Origin of the sequence: Kocuria sp. NPDC057446 (genome assembly GCF_042802875.1) — a bacterium.
GTDB lineage: Bacteria > Actinomycetota > Actinomycetes > Actinomycetales > Micrococcaceae > Kocuria.
In genome coordinates this window covers 22,515-38,376 of sequence record NZ_JBHVDI010000001.1, presented here as the reverse complement: position 1 = coordinate 38,376, position 15,862 = coordinate 22,515, and the positions used below count along the sequence as shown (strand labels likewise).

Genomic DNA, 15,862 nt, shown 5'->3' with positions numbered 1-15,862 from the left:
GGGGCCCGCGCCGCGAGGTCGTGGAAGAGTGGGAGCATGCGCGCAGTGGTGGTCGACGCCGTCCGAGGACGGCCCGAGGTCCGTGACGTCCCCGAGCCCACGGCCCCGGCCGACGGGGTGGTGGTCCGGGTGCTGGCCACGGGCATGTGCCGCAGCGACTGGCACGCCTGGGCCGGGCACGACGAGATCGCCCTGCCGCACGTCCCCGGGCACGAGCTCGCCGGAGTGGTCTCCGCGGTGGGTGCGGGCGTGCGCCGGTGGAGGATCGGGGACCGGGTGACCGTCCCGTTCGTCTGCGGCTGCGGCCGGTGCGACTGGTGCCGCTCCGGCGCCGCGCAGGTCTGCCCCGACCAGCAGCAGCCGGGGTTCACGCACTGGGGGTCCTTCGCCGAGTACGTCGCCCTGCACGCGGCCGACACGAACCTCGTGGCCGTGCCCGAGGACGTCGACGTCGCGACCGCGGCCGGCCTGGGCTGCCGCTTCGCCACCGCGTACCGGGCACTGGCCGGCCGGGCGCGCGTCGTCGCGGGGGAGTGGGTGACGGTGGTCGGGGCCGGCGGCGTGGGGCTCAGCGCGGTGGAGATCGCCCGCGCCCTGGGCGGGCGCGTGATCGCGGTCGACCGCAATCCGGAGGCGCTCGCCGTCGCCCGTGCGCTCGGCGCCGAGCACACCCTGCGCGCGGACGGGACGGACGTCCCGGCCGCGGTCGCGGCCCTCACCGGCGGGGGCAGCCACGTCGCCGTCGACGCCGTGGGCAGCGAGCAGACCTGCGCCGACTCCGTGCTCAGTCTGCGCCGCCGCGGACGGCACGTGCAGATCGGTCTGCTGCCGCCCGTCGCGGGCCACCCGCGGGTGCCGATGGCCCGGGTCATCGGCTGGGAGCTCGACCTGCTCGGCAGCCACGGCATGGCGGCGGCCGACTACCCGGCCATGCTGGCGCTCATCGAGCAGGGCGTGCTGCGCCCCCAGCGGCTCATCGAGCGCACCATCGGCCTCGAGGAGGCGGCGGCGCTGCTGCCGGTCTTCGACACCGCGACGGTCGCCGGCATGATCATGATCGACCCCGCGCTGTAGCCGCGGCCGAGGGCTCCCCGCGAGCGCCGAGGACAGCCCCCGGCCGTCGTGCGAGGTGATCGGGCCGCGGACCGGGACGGGCGCCGACGAGCCGGGCCAGTGCTCCGCCGCCGGAGGGCACCTCGTGAGTCAGCAGGCTTATCATGTTCGGAACGGCCGGCCGGCAATTCGGGTCCGACGTGCCCCGGCGCTGCCGGCACCCCGTCACGGCGCGGCCGACCCCGTCCCGGTGACCGGCACCGGGCACGTCCCGAGAGGTGGCCACGATGGACTCGATCGCCGACCAGACCGTCCCGGAGCTCGGCGGGCGGCTGAGCGTGCTGACCCGGCAGAAGAAGGACCACGTCGAGCTCGACCGGCTGCTGCGGCAGCTGGAGGGGGCGGGCGCCGGCGGCCAGGGGCAGGTGCTGCTGCGGATCCACCGTCTGGTGTTCCCCCACGCCTTCGCCGAGGAGGCGGTGCTGTGGCCCGTGATGCGCCGGGTCCTGCCGGACGGGCACGAGCTGACGCTGCAGGTGGAGCAGGAGCACCAGGAGGTCAACGAGCTCGTCACCGACCTCGAGGCCGTGCCTGCCGGGGACCCCGCCCGGGCGCCCCTGCTCGAGCGGCTGGCCGAGGTCCTGCGGGAGGACGTGCGGGACGAGGAGGACGAGCTGCTCCCGCGTCTGCAAGCCGTGCTGGGCCCGGCCCGGCTGCGCGGGCTGGGCCTGGCCTGGGAGGTGGTCCGGCGCACCGCCCCCACCCGCGCCCATCCCGTGGTGGCCCGGCGCCCGCCGGGCAACGTGGTCGCGGCCCTGCCCCTGTCGGTCCTGGACCGGCTGCGGGACCTCGTGGACGGGATCGTCCTGCGCGGACCCGGGCGCGGGGAGCCCGTCCTGCGCGCGGTCAGCACCGGTCTGGGCGGTCTCGCGCACCGGGTCGAGCACCTGCCGGTGATGCGCCGCGGCGAGGATCCCTCCACCGGCCGGGGGAGCCGCTGACCACCGACGGCACCGGGGCGCCGCCCGGCGGATCGGAGTGCGCTTTTCGGCTGGGGCGTGGTGCCGGGGCACGGAGTGTGAATAGGGTGATGAGTGGTCGAGCAGCCGGCCCGCAGTGCGCCGTTGTCACTGAAGGATGCTCGAGTGGACCACACCGTCGTCACGAAGGCCGGAACCGGCCGTCGTGGGCAGGCCCCGGTCGGGGCGACTGCCCGGCGGCCCGTCACGGATTCCCCTGTTCCCGGCCCCGTGGCCGATGCCCGTTACGTCCTGCCGCTGAAGTGGGCCGACGACTCCGGCCTGGACGAGCTCGCCCGGTACCTGGCCGAGGTCGTGACGTGGTTGCCCGTCACGGTGGTCGACGGCTCCGCCCCGGAGCGATTCGCGGCCCATCGCCGGGCGCTGCCGGACGCGGTGGAGCACGTGCGGCCGGAATCGTGGCCGGGGGTCAACCGCAAGGTCGCGGGGGTGATGACCGGAGTGCGTGGTGCTCACGAGGAACGGATCGTGGTGGCCGACGACGACGTGCGCCACACCCGCCGGACCCTGGAACGGGTCGTGGCGCTGCTGGAGCAGGCCGAGGTGGTCCGCCCGCAGAACTACTACCTGCACCTGCCCTGGCAGGCTCGCTGGGACACCGGCCGAGCCCTGCTCAACCGTGCCCTGGGCGGGGACTGGCCCGGCACCCTCGGCGTGCGCCGGTCGGCCCTGATCGCCGCCGGCGGCTACGACGGCGACGTCCTGTTCGAGAACCTCGAGCTCGTCCGGACCGTGCGCGCCGCCGGTGGACGGGAGGCGGTGGCCCTGGACGTGCTCGTCGGTCGCGTGCCCCCCACGGTGCCCCACTTCGTCGGCCAGCGCGTCCGTCAGGCCTACGACGACTTCGCCCAGCCGCCTCGTCTGCTCGCCGAGCTGTCCCTGCTGCCCCTGCTGTGCCGGGCCGTGCGCCATCCGGGAGGTCTGGCGGCAGGTGTCCTCACCGTGTGCGGGGTGGCCGAGGTCGGCCGGCGCCGGGCCGGCGGCGCCCGGGTCTTCCCCGCGGGCACGGTGCTGTGGGCGCCGCTGTGGGTGCTGGAGCGCTCGGTGTGCGTGTGGGCGGCCATAGCGGCGCGGGCCCGCGGCGGGGTGAGCTACGCCGGGGGCCGGATGCGCACCGCCGGGCACTCGCGGGCCGCCCTCCGCTGTCGTCTGCGGTACCGGCACGGCGGGGGGCGGCCGCCGACCGGAGCCGGTGCCACGGGGACGACCTGTACGGGCTGATCGCGGCTCTGACGCACAACGACTGGCAGCCCCCGGCGACAGTCTGCGGATCAACGTGGTCTACCGCGGCCACGTCCTCCCTGCACGAGTGGCTGGGCGAGCACCCCGAGCTCTACCGGAAGATCGTCATCCCGCCGGGACTGAAGTGGCGGATCCGTGACCACCTCGACCAGGCGAACATGACCGGGCGCGTCCTGGTTCCCGGCCTCGACGGACTGTGCCGCTGGCTCGGCCGCCACTACGGGCCCCGCCCCGAGCAGGGTGGCCCGGCCGGCGCGCCTCTCCACCGGGTGGCCCGGGGCTGCGCGCCGGGCCGGGGTCATTCCTTGTTGAGCTTGTCCTGGATGGTGCCGGCGGCCTTCTCGACCCGGTTGGGGACCTCGGTGGTGCCGTAGAACCGGGCATCCGGGTGCGTGGGAGGCGGCATCGGCACTCCGGCCATGGGCTGGTCCTGGTAGCCGAACTGGCCGTTGCCGTCCGGAGTGGGTCCGGAGGCCCAGGAGCCCTCCGCGGCGGCCGCGCCGTCGGAGAAGTTGTAGTAGTCGTAGGAGAACTCGGTGGCCTCCTTGGCCTGCGGGAAGTTCGAGGGCACCGGCATCTGCTCCAGCCCGTCGGTCTGCAGCTCCTTGACCGCGGCCATCCACTGGTTCTGGTGCATGGTGTCCCGGGCCAGCAGGAAGGACAGCATGTCCCGGATCCCCTTGTCGTCGGTCATGTGGTAGAGCCGGGCGACCTGTACCCGGCCCTGCATCTCCGCGTTGACGTTCGACGTCATGTCCGCCAGCAGGTTCCCCGAGGCGGTGACGTAGGACCCGGACCAGGGGTTGCCCATCGAGTCCACCGGCCGTGCTCCGGCCCCGGCCACGATCGCGTGCTGCAGATCCGTGCCGCCGATGACCGCCGCGACCGCCGGATCACCCTGGACGGCGTCCTCGGTGATGCCCAGCGGAGCCTTCTCCAGCAGCTGGGCGACCATCGTGGCGAGCATCTCGATGTGGCCGAACTCCTCGGCGGCGGTGCCGAAGAGCAGGTCCCGGTACTTGCCCGGGATGTGGGCGTTCCAGGCCTGGAAGCTGTACTGCATGGCCACGGTGATCTCCCCGTACTGCCCGCCGATCACCTCCTGCAGCTTGCGGGCGTAGACCGCGTCCGGAGCCTCGGGGGTGGAGCGGTACTGGAGTGTCTGACTGTGCGTGAACATGAAATGCCTCCGTCGTCGACTGTCGTGGCCGGTGGTGGCGCGGAACTCCGCATCCGTCGTCGCCGGCTCCGCGTCCTACGCTAGCGATCAGGACCCCGAAAGGGAAGGTTGCTTACTAGGTGGATCCGCGTGCCTCTCCTGCGCCGGTGCGGAGTGTTCTCGGGTGCACGGCCCGGGAGTCCGCGGCGGATCCACGGGGGTGGATGGGTTTCCCGTCCGCGGCGACGGGGATTTTCTCGGATCGTGAATTCTCCGCAATGTTCTTCCGTGGAACCGGGCCGGATCCCGGTGCGGCTGGGGCAGAGTGATGCAGACCACATGGGGAGTGCGAACTTCCGCTCGGGATCCTTCCTCGAGGGATCGCGACGACGGCGACCACCGTCCCGTGCGGTGACTGCCACCCGGCCGAGAACGACGACCCCATGATCGAAGAGGAGATGACCGCATGAACCGACAGGCCGTTCATCTGAAGGCGCACGAGGTGGCTCCCGTGGGACTGTGGAGCCTCCGCGCCGGCGCGCCCACCGTGGCGACCGTGGTCTCGCTGAACTTCCCCGGCCTCGCGCCGGACACCCGGGACCTGATGCGCCGCTTCACCCGCGCCGCCCTCCAGTGCCTGGTGAACACCGGGGCCCGGCCGGTCCTGGTCGACTCCAGCGCCCGGCAGCTGCCCGACCCTTCGGTCCCCGCCGCCGCGGACGCGGTGCTGGTGCTCGGCGGCGGGGACGTGGACCCCGCCCTCTACGGCGGGGAGGGCGCGGTGCCCCACGCGTACGGCGTGGACCGTCGCGCCGATCTCTACACCCTCGACCTCCTCCGCCGGACCCTCGACCGCGACGTCCCCCTGCTGGCCGTCGGCCGCGGGTCCCAGCTGCTCAACCTCGCGTGCGGCGGCACGCTCGTCCCGGACCTCGGGGCGGGCCACGGGCACCGCCGTGAGCCGGGGAGCCCGATGTGCCCGGAGGAGCAGGTGGTCCTGACGCCGGGGAGCACGCTGGCCGGGGTCCTCGGCGCGCAGCGGCTCACCGTCCGGTCCGACCACCACCAGGCGGTGGACGTCGTGGCCCCCCGGCTGCGCGTCGCCGCCGTGGCCGAGGACGGTGTCGTCGAGGCCACGGAGCACCGCGACCACCCGTGGGCCGTCGGTGTGCAGTGGCACCCGGAGGACTCCTACGGCTCGGCCGCGGACCGCGGCAGGCTGTTCTCCGCCTTCGTGGCGCAGGCGGAATCCGGCCGGCACCGCGCCCCGAAGCCGCAGGTGCTGGCGGCCTGACCGGCTCCCGTGCAGGACACCGGAGGCCATTCGTCCTGCACGGGAGCATCTGGTCCCCGCAGGCCCTACTCTGTCAACATGCTGATCACCACCGCGGCCCCGGCCGCCTCCGTTGAGACCGCCTCGGAGACCCTCCGATGAGCGGCGGTCTGATGGCCCTGCTGGACGACGTCGCCGCCCTGGCCCGCGTCACCGCCGCCTCCGTGGACGACATCGGCGCGGCCGCGGGACGGGCGAGCATGAAGGCGGCCGGCGTCGTCGTCGACGACACCGCCGTGACCCCGCAGTACGTCCAGGATGTGTCCCCGGCCCGCGAGCTGCCCATCATCTGGCGCATCACCAAGGGCTCGCTGCGCAACAAGCTCGTGTTCATCCTCCCGGTCATCCTCCTGCTGAGCCAGTTCGCGCCCTGGCTGCTGACCCCGATCCTGATGCTCGGCGGCAGCTACCTCTGCTTCGAGGGCGCCGAGAAGATCTGGTCGAAGATCTCCGGCCACGGGGCCAAGACCAAGACCCCGGTGGTCGAGAAGGGCAAGAGCGCGGAGGACACGATGGTCGGGGGCGCGGTGCGCACCGACCTGATCCTCTCGGCCGAGATCATGGTCATCTCCCTCAACGAGGTGGCCGGCGAGCCGCTGCTCTCGCGCGCGGCCATCCTCGTGGTCGTGGCCGTCGGCATCACCGTCCTGGTGTACGGGGTGGTGGCCCTGATCATCCGGATGGACGACTTCGGCCTGCACCTGGCCGGGCGGTCCTCGCCGACCACGCAGAAGATCGGCCACGGCCTGGTCAAGGGCATGCCGGGACTGCTCACGGTCATCTCGGTCGTGGGCACCGCCGCCATGATCTGGGTGGGCGGGCACATCGTCCTCGTCGGCCTCGACGAGCTGGGCTGGCACGCCCCGTACGAGATCGTCCACCACGTCGAGGTCCTCGTGCACGACGCCGTTCCCGGCGGTCTCGGGGCGGCGCTCGCCTGGCTCACCAACACCTTCTTCTCCGCGGTCCTGGGCCTGGTCTGGGGCGCGGTCCTCGTCCTGGTGTGGGAGCTGCTGCCCTTCGGCAAGGGCGAGCACGAGGCCGAGCACGCCGCCCACGGCGACCACGAGGCGCAGGGCGAGCACCACGGGAAGCACTCCGGGGCGGCGGCCTCCTCGGCGGCCTCCTCCTCGGCGGAGTCCGACGGTGCGGGCGGCACCGGCCCGTCCGGTCCCACCCCGCCGGCCGACGGGGGCTCCACCGCGGCCCGGTGACCGACGGGGGCCGGCGCGGTCCCGTCCGCCGGTCCCGTCGGAGGCCTGCTCAGAGGTCGTCGGGGTCTCCGGCCCGGGCGCCGAGGTACTCGTCCAGGACGGCGGAGCCCAGGTCCCCGGGGTCCGGCGCCACCACGCGCCCGTCGACCCGCTCGGCCATCCGGCGCAGGAACCGCTCCAGCCCGGGGTCGTCGCCGAGCCGGAAGAACGTGGCCTGGGCCCCCATGCGGCCGAGTCGGTCCAGCTCCTCGACCGTGGCGCGCAGGGTCTCCGGCTCCGGGGGCCAGGAGAACCAGCTCTCGCCGTCGGGCAGCAGGTGCGCCGTGGGCTCCCCGTCGGTGACCACGAGCAGGACGGGCTGCATCGACGGGTGCCGGCGGAAGAAGCGCGTGGCGAGCAGCAGCGCGTGGTGCAGGTTGGTGCCCTGCTCCCGCACCGGCGGCAGCCCCGTGAGCTCGTCGACCGGCAGGGCGCGGGCGTAGCGGCCGAAGGCGACGATCTGCAGCTGGTCCCCCCGGAACCGGGTGGAGACGAGGTGGTGGAGCGCCAGCGCCGTGCGCTTCATGGGCACCCAGCGACCCTCGGCGGCCATGGAGAACGAGGTGTCCACGAGCAGGACGACGGCGGCCTGCGTGCGCGCCTCGGTCTCGACCACCTCGATGTCGCGGACGTCGAGGCGCAGCCCCTGTCGGGCGTCGCCGCCCTCGGCGGCCGTGCGCCGGATCGCGTTGGTGATGGTGCGGGTGGTGTCCCACGGCTCGGCGTCCCCGAACTGCCACTCGCGGCCGGCGCCGGAGGGCTCGCCGGCGGCTCCGGCGAGGCGGGTGTCGCGCTGACCGGTCCGGGAGGACAGGTTCTGCGCGGCGTCCCGCAGCAGCGCCTTCCCGATCCGCCGCACGGCTCGGGGGGAGAGCCGCAGGTCACCCTCGGCGCCGCGCTGCAGGTAGCCGCTGTCCCGCATCGCCCGCTCCAGCTCGGTGAGGGTCCGGGCCGACACGGCGGCGTCCTCGCCCAGCTGGCGTGCGAGCGCGTCGAGGTCCATGTCGTCCAGGTGGGCGCCCCGGTGGAGCTGGGACAGCTGCTCGGCGAGCTCGTCGAGCTCGGCGACGTCCTGGAGCACGCCCGTGCCGTCGCCCAGGCCCAGGCCGTCCTGGCCCTGGAAGTCCTCCGAGCCGCCCCAGTCCTCCCCGGGGCGCAGCCCCTGGAGGTTGGCGTCCAGCCGGCCGAGCTGGTCCATGAGCTCGGCGGAGCCGAAGGCCTGGGCGGAGAGCTGCATCAGCTCCTGGCGCTGCTCGGGGGACATGGAGTTCAGCATCCGCTGGGCGGCCGCGGCGCGCCGGGCCATGGCGTCGATCAGCTCCTCGACCGACTGCGGGTTCTCGGGGAAGTGCTCCCCGTGCTTCGCCATGAAGTCCTGGAAGTCCTCGTCGGTGTCCTCGCCCCGACCGTGCTTCTCGAGCAGTTCGTTGAGGTCCCGGAGCATCTCCGCCACGGCCTCCCGGTCGGCGTCCGTGGCGTTCTCCAGGGCCTGCTTCATGCCCGCAAAGCGCTGGTCGAGCAGCTCGCGGCCCAGCAGGTCCTTGATCTGCTCGTAGGCCTCCCGCGCGGACGGGGACTGCCAGTCGTAGGACGCGAGCTCGGTGACGGCGGCGGCCGTGGAGCTCGGCAGGCCCTCGAGCTGCATCTCCCGGAAGGAGCGGTCCATCGGGTCCATCCGGGCGTCCCGCAGGAACTGCTCGCGCTCCAGGCGCAGCGCCTTCTCGAGCAGCTTCTTCGCCTCCTCGAGCGTGCCGCCCAGACCGTGGCGCTTCAGCAGCTCGCGCCGCCGCTGCTGCACCCGCCGGGACAGGTCGTCGAGGCCGTCCCGGTCGCGGCCGCCCCGCCGGAGGAACTCGCGCAGCGCGTGCTCCGGGGAGTACCCCGCCATGACGTCCTCGGAGACGGCCTCGAGCGCCTCGGACAGGTCCACCGGCGGGGCCAGCGGATCGGGTCCTCCGGTGTAGCGGCCGTAGCGGGAGGAGCGGTGGTGTGCGGGCATGACGCCCCCTCTGTGGTCTTCTGCGTCTCTGTGTCGTTCCCGCGCGGGCGCGCGGCGCTCAGCCGTAGACGGTGCCGGCCTCGTCGGCGTCCTTGGAGATCTTCTGGGCCAGGTAGAGCCCCTCGAGCGCCAGCTCGATCGCGCTGGCGCGCTGCCCCGGCGTGCTCGCGCCGAGGCGTGCGGCGATCTCGTCGTAGGCGCTCGCGGGCCCGTCGTCGTCGGACACCGTCAGCTCGGGGAGCCCGGCGAGGAAGTCCCGGGCGGAGACGTCGTCGCCGGTGGACACGGTCGTGCGGCCGTCGAAGGCCTCCACGACCGGTCCGAGGTCGAGACCGCGGAAGCGGCCGCGGACCGTCTCGGCGGTGGCCCGGCGGAGCAGGTGGTCGAGGACCGCGCGCTCGCGGCCCTCCTCGCCGGACTCGAACTCGATCTTGCCGGCGAGCACGTCGGTGGCGGTCTCCATGTCCACCATCCGCGCGACGGCCTCCTCCTCGCCGCGGATCGTGGCGCGCCGCAGCGCCGCCGCCGCGACCGTCTCCGCGCCCGCGATGGCGAACCGCGCCGACACCCCCGAGCGCTGGTCCACCGCCGAGGAGTCCCGCAGCAGGCGCGTGAACCGGGCCAGGGTCTCGAGGATCGTGTCCGGGACCTCGGCGATCAGCTCCGCCTCCTGGCGGATCACGGCGATCTCGTCCTCGAGCTCGAGCGGGTAGTGGGTGCGGATCTCGGCGCCGAAGCGGTCCTTGAGCGGGGTGATGATCCGGCCGCGGTTCGTGTAGTCCTCGGGATTGGCCGTGGCCACCACGAGCACGTCCAGCGGCAGCCGCAGGACGTAGCCGCGGATCTGGATGTCCCGCTCCTCCATCACGTTGAGCATCGCCACCTGGATGCGCTCGGCCAGGTCGGGCAGCTCGTTGATCGCCACGATCCCGCGGTGCGAGCGGGGCACGAGCCCGTAGTGGATGGTCTCGGGGTCCCCGAGCCGCCGGCCCTCGGCCACGCGCATCGGGTCCACGTCCCCGATGAGGTCCGCCACGGACGTGTCCGGGGTGGCGAGCTTCTCGACGTAGCGCTCCGAGCGGTGCCGCCAGACCACCGGCAGCTCGTCGCCCTCGAGCAGGATCCGGCGCCGCGAGGCCTCGGTCAGCGGCTCCAGGGGGTGCTCGTTGAGCTCCGACCCTTCGATGGCGGGGGACCACTCGTCGAGCAGCCCGGCCAGGGTGCGCAGCAGGCGGGTCTTGCCCTGGCCGCGCTCGCCCAGCAGCACCACGTCGTGGCCGGCGAGCAGGGCCCGCTCGAGCTGGGGCAGGACCGTGCGCCCGAGCCCGTGCAGGCCCGGCCAGGGGTCGCCGCCCTCGGCCAGGGTGCGCAGGAGGTTCTCGCGGATCTCCTCGCGCAGCGTCCGGTGGGTCACGCCGGCGGCGCGGAGCTCGCCGAGCGTGCGGATGTCAGGGTGATCGGTGCGATCAGTCACAGCGCCAACCTAACCCGGGCGTCAAGGGGGCGCCCGCGGGCCGGGTCCGGCGTCCTCGCAGGCGGCGCCCGACGGCGGCGGGCGCGAGGCCCCTGTGGGCCGGGGCCCCCCGCCAGTACGCTGGTGCATCATGGTCACTCGCAAGGCACCACGGAGCACCCTCGTCCTGCTCGTGCGGCACGGGGAGACCCCCACCACGGGCAGGGTCCTGCCGGGGCGGGCCCCCGGCCTGCACCTGTCCGAGCGCGGCCGGGCGCAGGCGGACCGGGTGGCGGAGCGGCTCGCGGGGGTGCGCGTCGACGCGGTGTACACCTCCCCGCTCGAGCGCACGCGCGAGACCGCGGCGCCGACCGAGGTGCGGACCGGCCGGGAGGCCGCCGTGGAGGAGGGGCTGCTCGAGTGCGACTTCGGGGAGTGGACGGGCGAGGAGCTCTCCCGGCTCTCCCGGCTCAAGGCCTGGTCGACCGTCCAGCGGGCACCCTCGACCTTCCGCTTCCCCGGCGGCGAGAGCTTCCCCGAGATGCAGGCGCGCACGGTGGGCGCCGTGGACCGGGTGCGCGCCGCCCACGAGGGCGGGGTGGTGGTCTGCTTCTCGCACGCGGACCCCATCAAGGCGGCCCTCGCCCACGCCCTGGGCACGCACCTCGACCTGTTCCAGCGCATCGTGGTCAGCCCGTGCTCGGTCTCGGCGATCTCGTACGCACCGGGGCAGGCACCGGCCGTGCTCACCGTGAACTCCACGGACGAGCCGCTGGCCGGCCTGAGGGCGTCGTGAGCGGACGCTGATGGGCGAGCTCGTGCTCCTGGCGGAGGGCCGGATGGAACTCCTCGGACTGATCCGGGAGAGCAGCAACTCGGCGCTGCTCGTCGAGGTCACGCTCGAGGAGGAGACGGCCTGGGGGATCTACAAGCCCCTCGAGGGCGAGCGGCCGCTGATCGACTTCCGTCCCGGCCTGCACCGGCGGGAGCGCGCGGCGTACGTGCTGAGCGAGCACCTGGGCTGGGGCATCGTCCCGCCCACCGTCCTGCGGCAGGACGGGCCGTTCGGCGCGGGGTCCCTGCAGCGGTTCGTCGAGCACGACCCGCGGCAGCACTACTTCACGCTCTACGACGCCGCCCCCGACACCCACGACGCCCTTCGCCGGATCGCGCTGTTCGACCTCGTGGCCAACAACGCCGACCGCAAGGGCGGCCACGTGCTGCGCGGGGCCGACGGCCGGATCTGGGGGATCGACCACGGTCTGTGCTTCGCGGCGGCGTTCAAGCTGCGGACGGTGGTCTGGGACTTCTCCGGCGAGCCCGTCCCCGAGGACCTGCTGCGGGACGTCGCCCCGCTGGCCGACGACGTCCCGGCCGAGCTCGCCGAGCTCCTCGACGCCACGGAGGTGGCCGCGCTGCGGCGGCGGGTGCGCCGGCTGCTCGACGACGCGGTCCTGCCGGTCGACGCCACGGGCCGCCGGATCCCCTGGCCCCTGCTCTGACCGGGGCCCGTCACGGCCGGAGGGGCAGCTCCAGGGCCAGGTCCGTGGCGGCCTGCCGCAGCTGCGGGAGGAACGCCCGCAGCCCGTCCAGGTCGGTGCGGAAGAGCGGGGCCGCCAGGGCCACGGCGGCGATCAGCCGGTTCGACGCGGACAGGACCGGCACGGCGACCGCGGCCATGCCGACGTCGTTCTCCTCCTGCTGGCCCGCCCACCCCTGGGCCCGGATCTGCTCCACCTGGCGCCGGAGCTCGTCCCGGTCGGTGAGGGAGCGCTCGGTGCGGGGCGCGAGGTCGATCGTCTCCAGCAGGCGCTCGCGGGCGTCCGGGTCGCTGAAGGCCAGCAGCGCCTTGCCCACGGCGCCCGTGTGCAGGGAGCCGTGGTCCCCCGGATCGGTGGTGGTGCGGAACTGGGGGCCGTCCACCTTGCGCACCGTCAGGAAGTGCGGGCCGTCGAGCACCCCGAGGATCGAGCTCTCCCCGGTGACGGCGGTGAGCTGCTCCAGGATCGGCGTGGCCGCGCCCTCGAAGCCGCGGCTGCTGGCGACCTTCTGCCCCAGCTGGTAGACGCGCAGACCCAGCCGGTACCTCCTGTCCTGCGGGTCGTAGCTCGCGAAGCCCGTACCGACCAGGGTGTTGAGCAGCCGGTACACGGTGCTGAAGGGGTGCTCCGCCTGCTCGGCGATCTGCGCCGCGGTGGCGCCGTGCGGGTGGTCCCCCAGCAGGGTGAGCAGTCCCAGGGCCTTGCCCACGGTGCCGGACGCGTCGCTCGTCATGATGAAGCCTTTCTTGACACGGTCTGTGATCTACATCATGCTCATAATTCAGATAACAGCAACAGTTTTCAAGATATGAGAGTTGGGACATGGAGCGGACACTGCGCATCGCGGTCGTGGGGGCCGGCCTCATCGGCCGCCAGCACGCCCGGCGGGTCCTGGACTCCCCGGGCCTGGAGCTGCGCGGGGTCGTCGACCCGTACGCCGATCCCGCGGACGTCCCCACGGGTCCGGGCACCGCGCTGGTGGCCGACCTCGGGGCGGTGCTGGGAGACGTGGACGGCGTCATCCTGTCCACCCCCAACGCCGCCCACCGCGAGGGCGCCCTCGCCGCGATCGCCGCCGGGGTGCCGGTGCTGGTCGAGAAGCCGATCGCCGACACCCTGGCGGCGGCCGAGGACGTCGTCACCGCCGCCGAGGCGAGCGGGGTGCCCGTGCTGGTCGGCCACCACCGCCGGTACTCCCCGCTGCTGGCGCGCGCCGTCGAGGTCGTCGCGTCCGGGGCGATCGGGGACCCCGTGGCGGTGCAGGGCTCGGCGCTGTTCCGCAAGCCCGACGACTACTTCGCGGCCGCCCCCTGGCGCACCGAGGCCGGGGGAGGGCCGATCCTCATCAACCTCGTCCACGACGTCGACGCCCTGCGCGCGCTGTGCGGGGAGATCGTCCGGGTCCAGGCCGTGGCCGGCAGCGCCGCCCGGGGCCTCGCGGTCGAGGACACCGCGGCGCTGACCCTGGTCTTCGCCAACGGCGCGCTGGGCACGTTCATCGTCTCCGACGCCGCCGCCTCCGCCCGGTCCTGGGAGCAGACCTCCGGGGAGAACCCCCGCTACGACCGCGCCGCGGACGAGGACTGCTACCACGTGGCCGGCACCCGCGGCTCGCTGTCGGTGCCGACCCTGCGGCTGCGCACCCACGAGGGCCCGGCCTCGTGGTGGGAGCCCGCCACCGTGACCACCGTGCAGGCGGACCCCCAGGACCCGCTCGACCTCCAGCTCGGGCACTTCGCGCAGGTGATCCGGGGGGAGGCGGCACCGCGGGTCTCCGCCCGGGACGGGCTGCAGTCGCTGCGCGTGGTCCACGCCGTGGCGCAGAGCGCCCGCACCGGGCTGCCCGTCGAGGTCCCCACCGGCCTCCCGGCGGCCCGCCGCGCCGCCCCCAGCACCGAGAGAACAGGAGTGGATGACCATGTCGTCAGTCCCTGAGCCGGCAGCGCCGGCCGATCCGCCGCCCGCCCGGGAGATCGGCGTGCTGCGCTGGCTGGGCTGGGTGGAGCAGCTGATCGGCGGGCTGCTCATCCTGGTGATCTTCGTCTTCGTGCTGATGCAGGCCGTGCAGCGCTACCTGCCCACGGGCACGTGGGTCGGGGCGGGGGAGCTCTCCCGGTTCGCCCTGGCCGGGCTGACGTTCCTGATGGCCGGCTACCTCTACGGCCACGGCCTGCACATCGCGGTCCTGGTGATCGACCGGTACACCTCCGGGCGGGCCGCCAGGGTGCTGCACGTGCTGACCCACGTCCTGGTGCTGCTCGCGTCCCTGCTGCTGCTCAACGAGGTGTGGTTCCTGCTCACCAGCTCCGTCACGCAGACCACCCCGGCCCTGGGGATCCCGCTGCTGTGGATCTACCTGCTGCCCCTGTTCGGGGTCCTCACCCTCACCGTCCGATCCGCCGTGGCGATCTTCGTCCCGCGCGCGATCGTGGCGGAGCCCGACCCCGTCATCGCGGAAGGAGCCGGCGCATGAGCATCTGGGTCCTCGCCGTCCTCGTCATCGTCCTCATCGCCCTGCGCACGCCCGTGGGCCTGGCCTTCCTGGGCCCCAGCATCCTGTACATGCTGCTGGAGGGGAACTCGGCGGGCCTCGGCTTCCGCCAGGCCTTCAACGGGGTGGCGTCCTTCCCGCTGCTGGCGGTGCCGCTGTTCATCCTGCTCGGCTCCATCGCCAACCGCGCCGGGATCGCCGACCGCATCTTCGACTTCGCGCTGGCGCTGCTGGGCCGGGTCCGCGGCAACCTCGGCTACGTCAACATCGCCACCAGCCTCGGCTTCTCCTGGATGAGCGGATCGGCGCTGGCCGACGCCGCGGCGCTGGGCAAGATCCAGGTGCCCGCCATGATGAAGGCCGGCTACACCTTCCGGTTCGCCTCCGGCCTGACCGCCGCGTCGGCCCTCATCGCCCCGGTGATGCCCCCGTCCATCCCGGCCGTCATCTACGCCTCCGTGGCCGCCCTGTCCACCGGCGCCCTGTTCGCCGGCGCCGTGCTCCCAGCCTTCCTCATCGCCCTGGGACTCGCGATCACCGTCTTCGTCCTGACCCGCCGCAACACCGCCCTGGAGACCATCGCGTTCAGCTGGTCCCGGCTCGGCGCCGCCACGCTGCGGGTGATCGGCCCGCTCGGTGCCCCCGTGATCATCCTCGGCGGCATCCTGCTCGGGCTGTTCACCCCCACCGAGGCCGCCGCGGTCGGGGTGGCCTACATGGTGGTCCTCGGCTTCGTCTACCGAACCCTGGACCTGCGCGCCCTCGTGGAGGCCGTCCGCGAGGCGGCCACGATCACGGCGTCGATCACCCTGATCCTGGCCTCGGCCGCCCTGCTGGGCTGGATCCTGGCCCGGGAGCGCGTGCCCCAGGAGGTCGCCGAGTTCGTCATCTCCTTCACCGACAGCCCGATCGTGTTCCTGCTGCTGCTCAACGTGCTGCTGGTCCTGCTGGGGATGGTGATCGACGCCACCGCGGTCATCATGATCACCGTCCCGGTGATCATGCCCATCGCGATCGAGTTCGGGATCGATCCGATCCACCTCGGGGTGATCATCATCGTCAACCTCATGATCGGTCTGCTGACCCCGCCCGTGGGCAGCGTCCTCTACGTCATGAGCTCGGTGACCAGGAGGGGGGTGGACGAGGTGTTCCGGGGCATCGCGGTCTTCCTGGTCCCCCTGGTGGCCGTCCAGCTGATCATCACGTTCTTCCCCCCGGTCGTCACCGGCCTGCCGGGCCTGCTGGGCCTGTAGCCCGCCCCGGCACCGACCACACACCGTCCCGTCGAAGCCACCGAA

Annotated in this window: 14 protein-coding genes; 10 read left to right on the top strand and 4 right to left on the bottom strand. The window is 73.6% G+C overall.

Annotated elements, in window-relative coordinates; genetic code table 11:
* The first annotated feature begins 36 nt into the window (after positions 1–36).
* The 3 genes from ACFU0Y_RS00185 to ACFU0Y_RS00175 all read left to right on the top strand — a co-directional run bounded on the left by ACFU0Y_RS00185 (position 37) and on the right by ACFU0Y_RS00175 (position 3,314).
* Positions 37–1,074 (top strand): zinc-dependent alcohol dehydrogenase family protein, encoded by a 1,038-nt coding sequence (locus tag ACFU0Y_RS00185; RefSeq protein WP_380212421.1) that lies wholly within the window; start codon positions 37–39, stop codon positions 1,072–1,074.
* A 266-nt stretch (positions 1,075–1,340) separates the two neighbouring features.
* Complete coding sequence (locus ACFU0Y_RS00180; RefSeq protein ID WP_380212420.1) at positions 1,341–2,054, top strand: hemerythrin domain-containing protein; 714 nt, start codon at positions 1,341–1,343, stop codon at positions 2,052–2,054.
* A 249-nt stretch (positions 2,055–2,303) separates the two neighbouring features.
* Positions 2,304–3,314, top strand: coding sequence for a glycosyltransferase (locus tag ACFU0Y_RS00175; RefSeq protein WP_380212419.1), 1,011 nt, complete (start codon positions 2,304–2,306; stop codon positions 3,312–3,314).
* A gap of 319 nt (positions 3,315–3,633) precedes the next feature.
* On the opposite strand, the gene ACFU0Y_RS00170 is transcribed toward ACFU0Y_RS00175, so the two are convergent.
* Positions 3,634–4,515: a manganese catalase family protein gene (locus ACFU0Y_RS00170; RefSeq protein WP_380212418.1), complete on the bottom strand. Its 882-nt coding sequence runs from the start codon at positions 4,513–4,515 to the stop codon at positions 3,634–3,636.
* A 445-nt stretch (positions 4,516–4,960) separates the two neighbouring features.
* On the opposite strand from ACFU0Y_RS00170, the gene ACFU0Y_RS00165 reads away from it, so the two are divergent.
* Both ACFU0Y_RS00165 and ACFU0Y_RS00160 read left to right on the top strand, forming a co-directional pair.
* Positions 4,961–5,788, top strand: a complete 828-nt coding sequence (locus ACFU0Y_RS00165; protein ID WP_380212417.1) for a gamma-glutamyl-gamma-aminobutyrate hydrolase family protein — start codon at positions 4,961–4,963, stop codon at positions 5,786–5,788.
* Positions 5,789–5,925: 137 nt separating this feature from the next.
* Positions 5,926–7,041, top strand: coding sequence for a DUF808 domain-containing protein (locus tag ACFU0Y_RS00160; protein WP_380212416.1), 1,116 nt, complete (start codon positions 5,926–5,928; stop codon positions 7,039–7,041).
* A 49-nt stretch (positions 7,042–7,090) separates the two neighbouring features.
* Here ACFU0Y_RS00160 and ACFU0Y_RS00155 read toward each other — a convergent pair whose 3' ends face one another.
* Both ACFU0Y_RS00155 and ACFU0Y_RS00150 read right to left on the bottom strand, forming a co-directional pair.
* Positions 7,091–9,079, bottom strand: coding sequence for a VWA domain-containing protein (locus ACFU0Y_RS00155; RefSeq protein WP_380212415.1), 1,989 nt, complete (start codon positions 9,077–9,079; stop codon positions 7,091–7,093).
* Between the two features lie 58 nt (positions 9,080–9,137).
* Positions 9,138–10,553: a magnesium chelatase gene (locus ACFU0Y_RS00150; protein ID WP_380212414.1), complete on the bottom strand. Its 1,416-nt coding sequence runs from the start codon at positions 10,551–10,553 to the stop codon at positions 9,138–9,140.
* A gap of 130 nt (positions 10,554–10,683) precedes the next feature.
* Between ACFU0Y_RS00150 and ACFU0Y_RS00145 the strand changes: the two genes are divergently transcribed.
* Positions 10,684–11,328 carry an MSMEG_4193 family putative phosphomutase gene (locus ACFU0Y_RS00145; RefSeq protein WP_380212413.1) on the top strand — a complete coding sequence of 215 codons (645 nt, stop codon included), beginning with the start codon at positions 10,684–10,686 and terminating at the stop codon, positions 11,326–11,328.
* A 10-nt stretch (positions 11,329–11,338) separates the two neighbouring features.
* Positions 11,339–12,034: an SCO1664 family protein gene (locus ACFU0Y_RS00140; protein WP_380212412.1), complete on the top strand. Its 696-nt coding sequence runs from the start codon at positions 11,339–11,341 to the stop codon at positions 12,032–12,034.
* 10 nt (positions 12,035–12,044) lie between these two features.
* On the opposite strand, the gene ACFU0Y_RS00135 is transcribed toward ACFU0Y_RS00140, so the two are convergent.
* A complete protein-coding gene (locus tag ACFU0Y_RS00135; protein WP_380212411.1) occupies positions 12,045–12,806 on the bottom strand; it encodes an IclR family transcriptional regulator in 762 nt (253 codons plus the stop codon).
* 89 nt (positions 12,807–12,895) lie between these two features.
* Between ACFU0Y_RS00135 and ACFU0Y_RS00130 the strand changes: the two genes are divergently transcribed.
* The 3 genes from ACFU0Y_RS00130 to ACFU0Y_RS00120 are packed head-to-tail and all read left to right on the top strand — an operon-like array spanning position 12,896 to position 15,817.
* Positions 12,896–14,008, top strand: coding sequence for a Gfo/Idh/MocA family protein (locus ACFU0Y_RS00130; RefSeq protein WP_380212410.1), 1,113 nt, complete (start codon positions 12,896–12,898; stop codon positions 14,006–14,008).
* Positions 13,992–14,546, top strand: a complete 555-nt coding sequence (locus ACFU0Y_RS00125; protein ID WP_380212409.1) for a TRAP transporter small permease — start codon at positions 13,992–13,994, stop codon at positions 14,544–14,546. Before ACFU0Y_RS00130 ends, ACFU0Y_RS00125 begins: the two co-directional genes overlap by 17 nt.
* Entirely contained in the window at positions 14,543–15,817 is a 1,275-nt protein-coding gene (locus ACFU0Y_RS00120) for a TRAP transporter large permease (RefSeq protein WP_380212408.1), read from the top strand. Before ACFU0Y_RS00125 ends, ACFU0Y_RS00120 begins: the two co-directional genes overlap by 4 nt.
* The last annotated feature ends 45 nt before the right edge of the window (positions 15,818–15,862 follow it).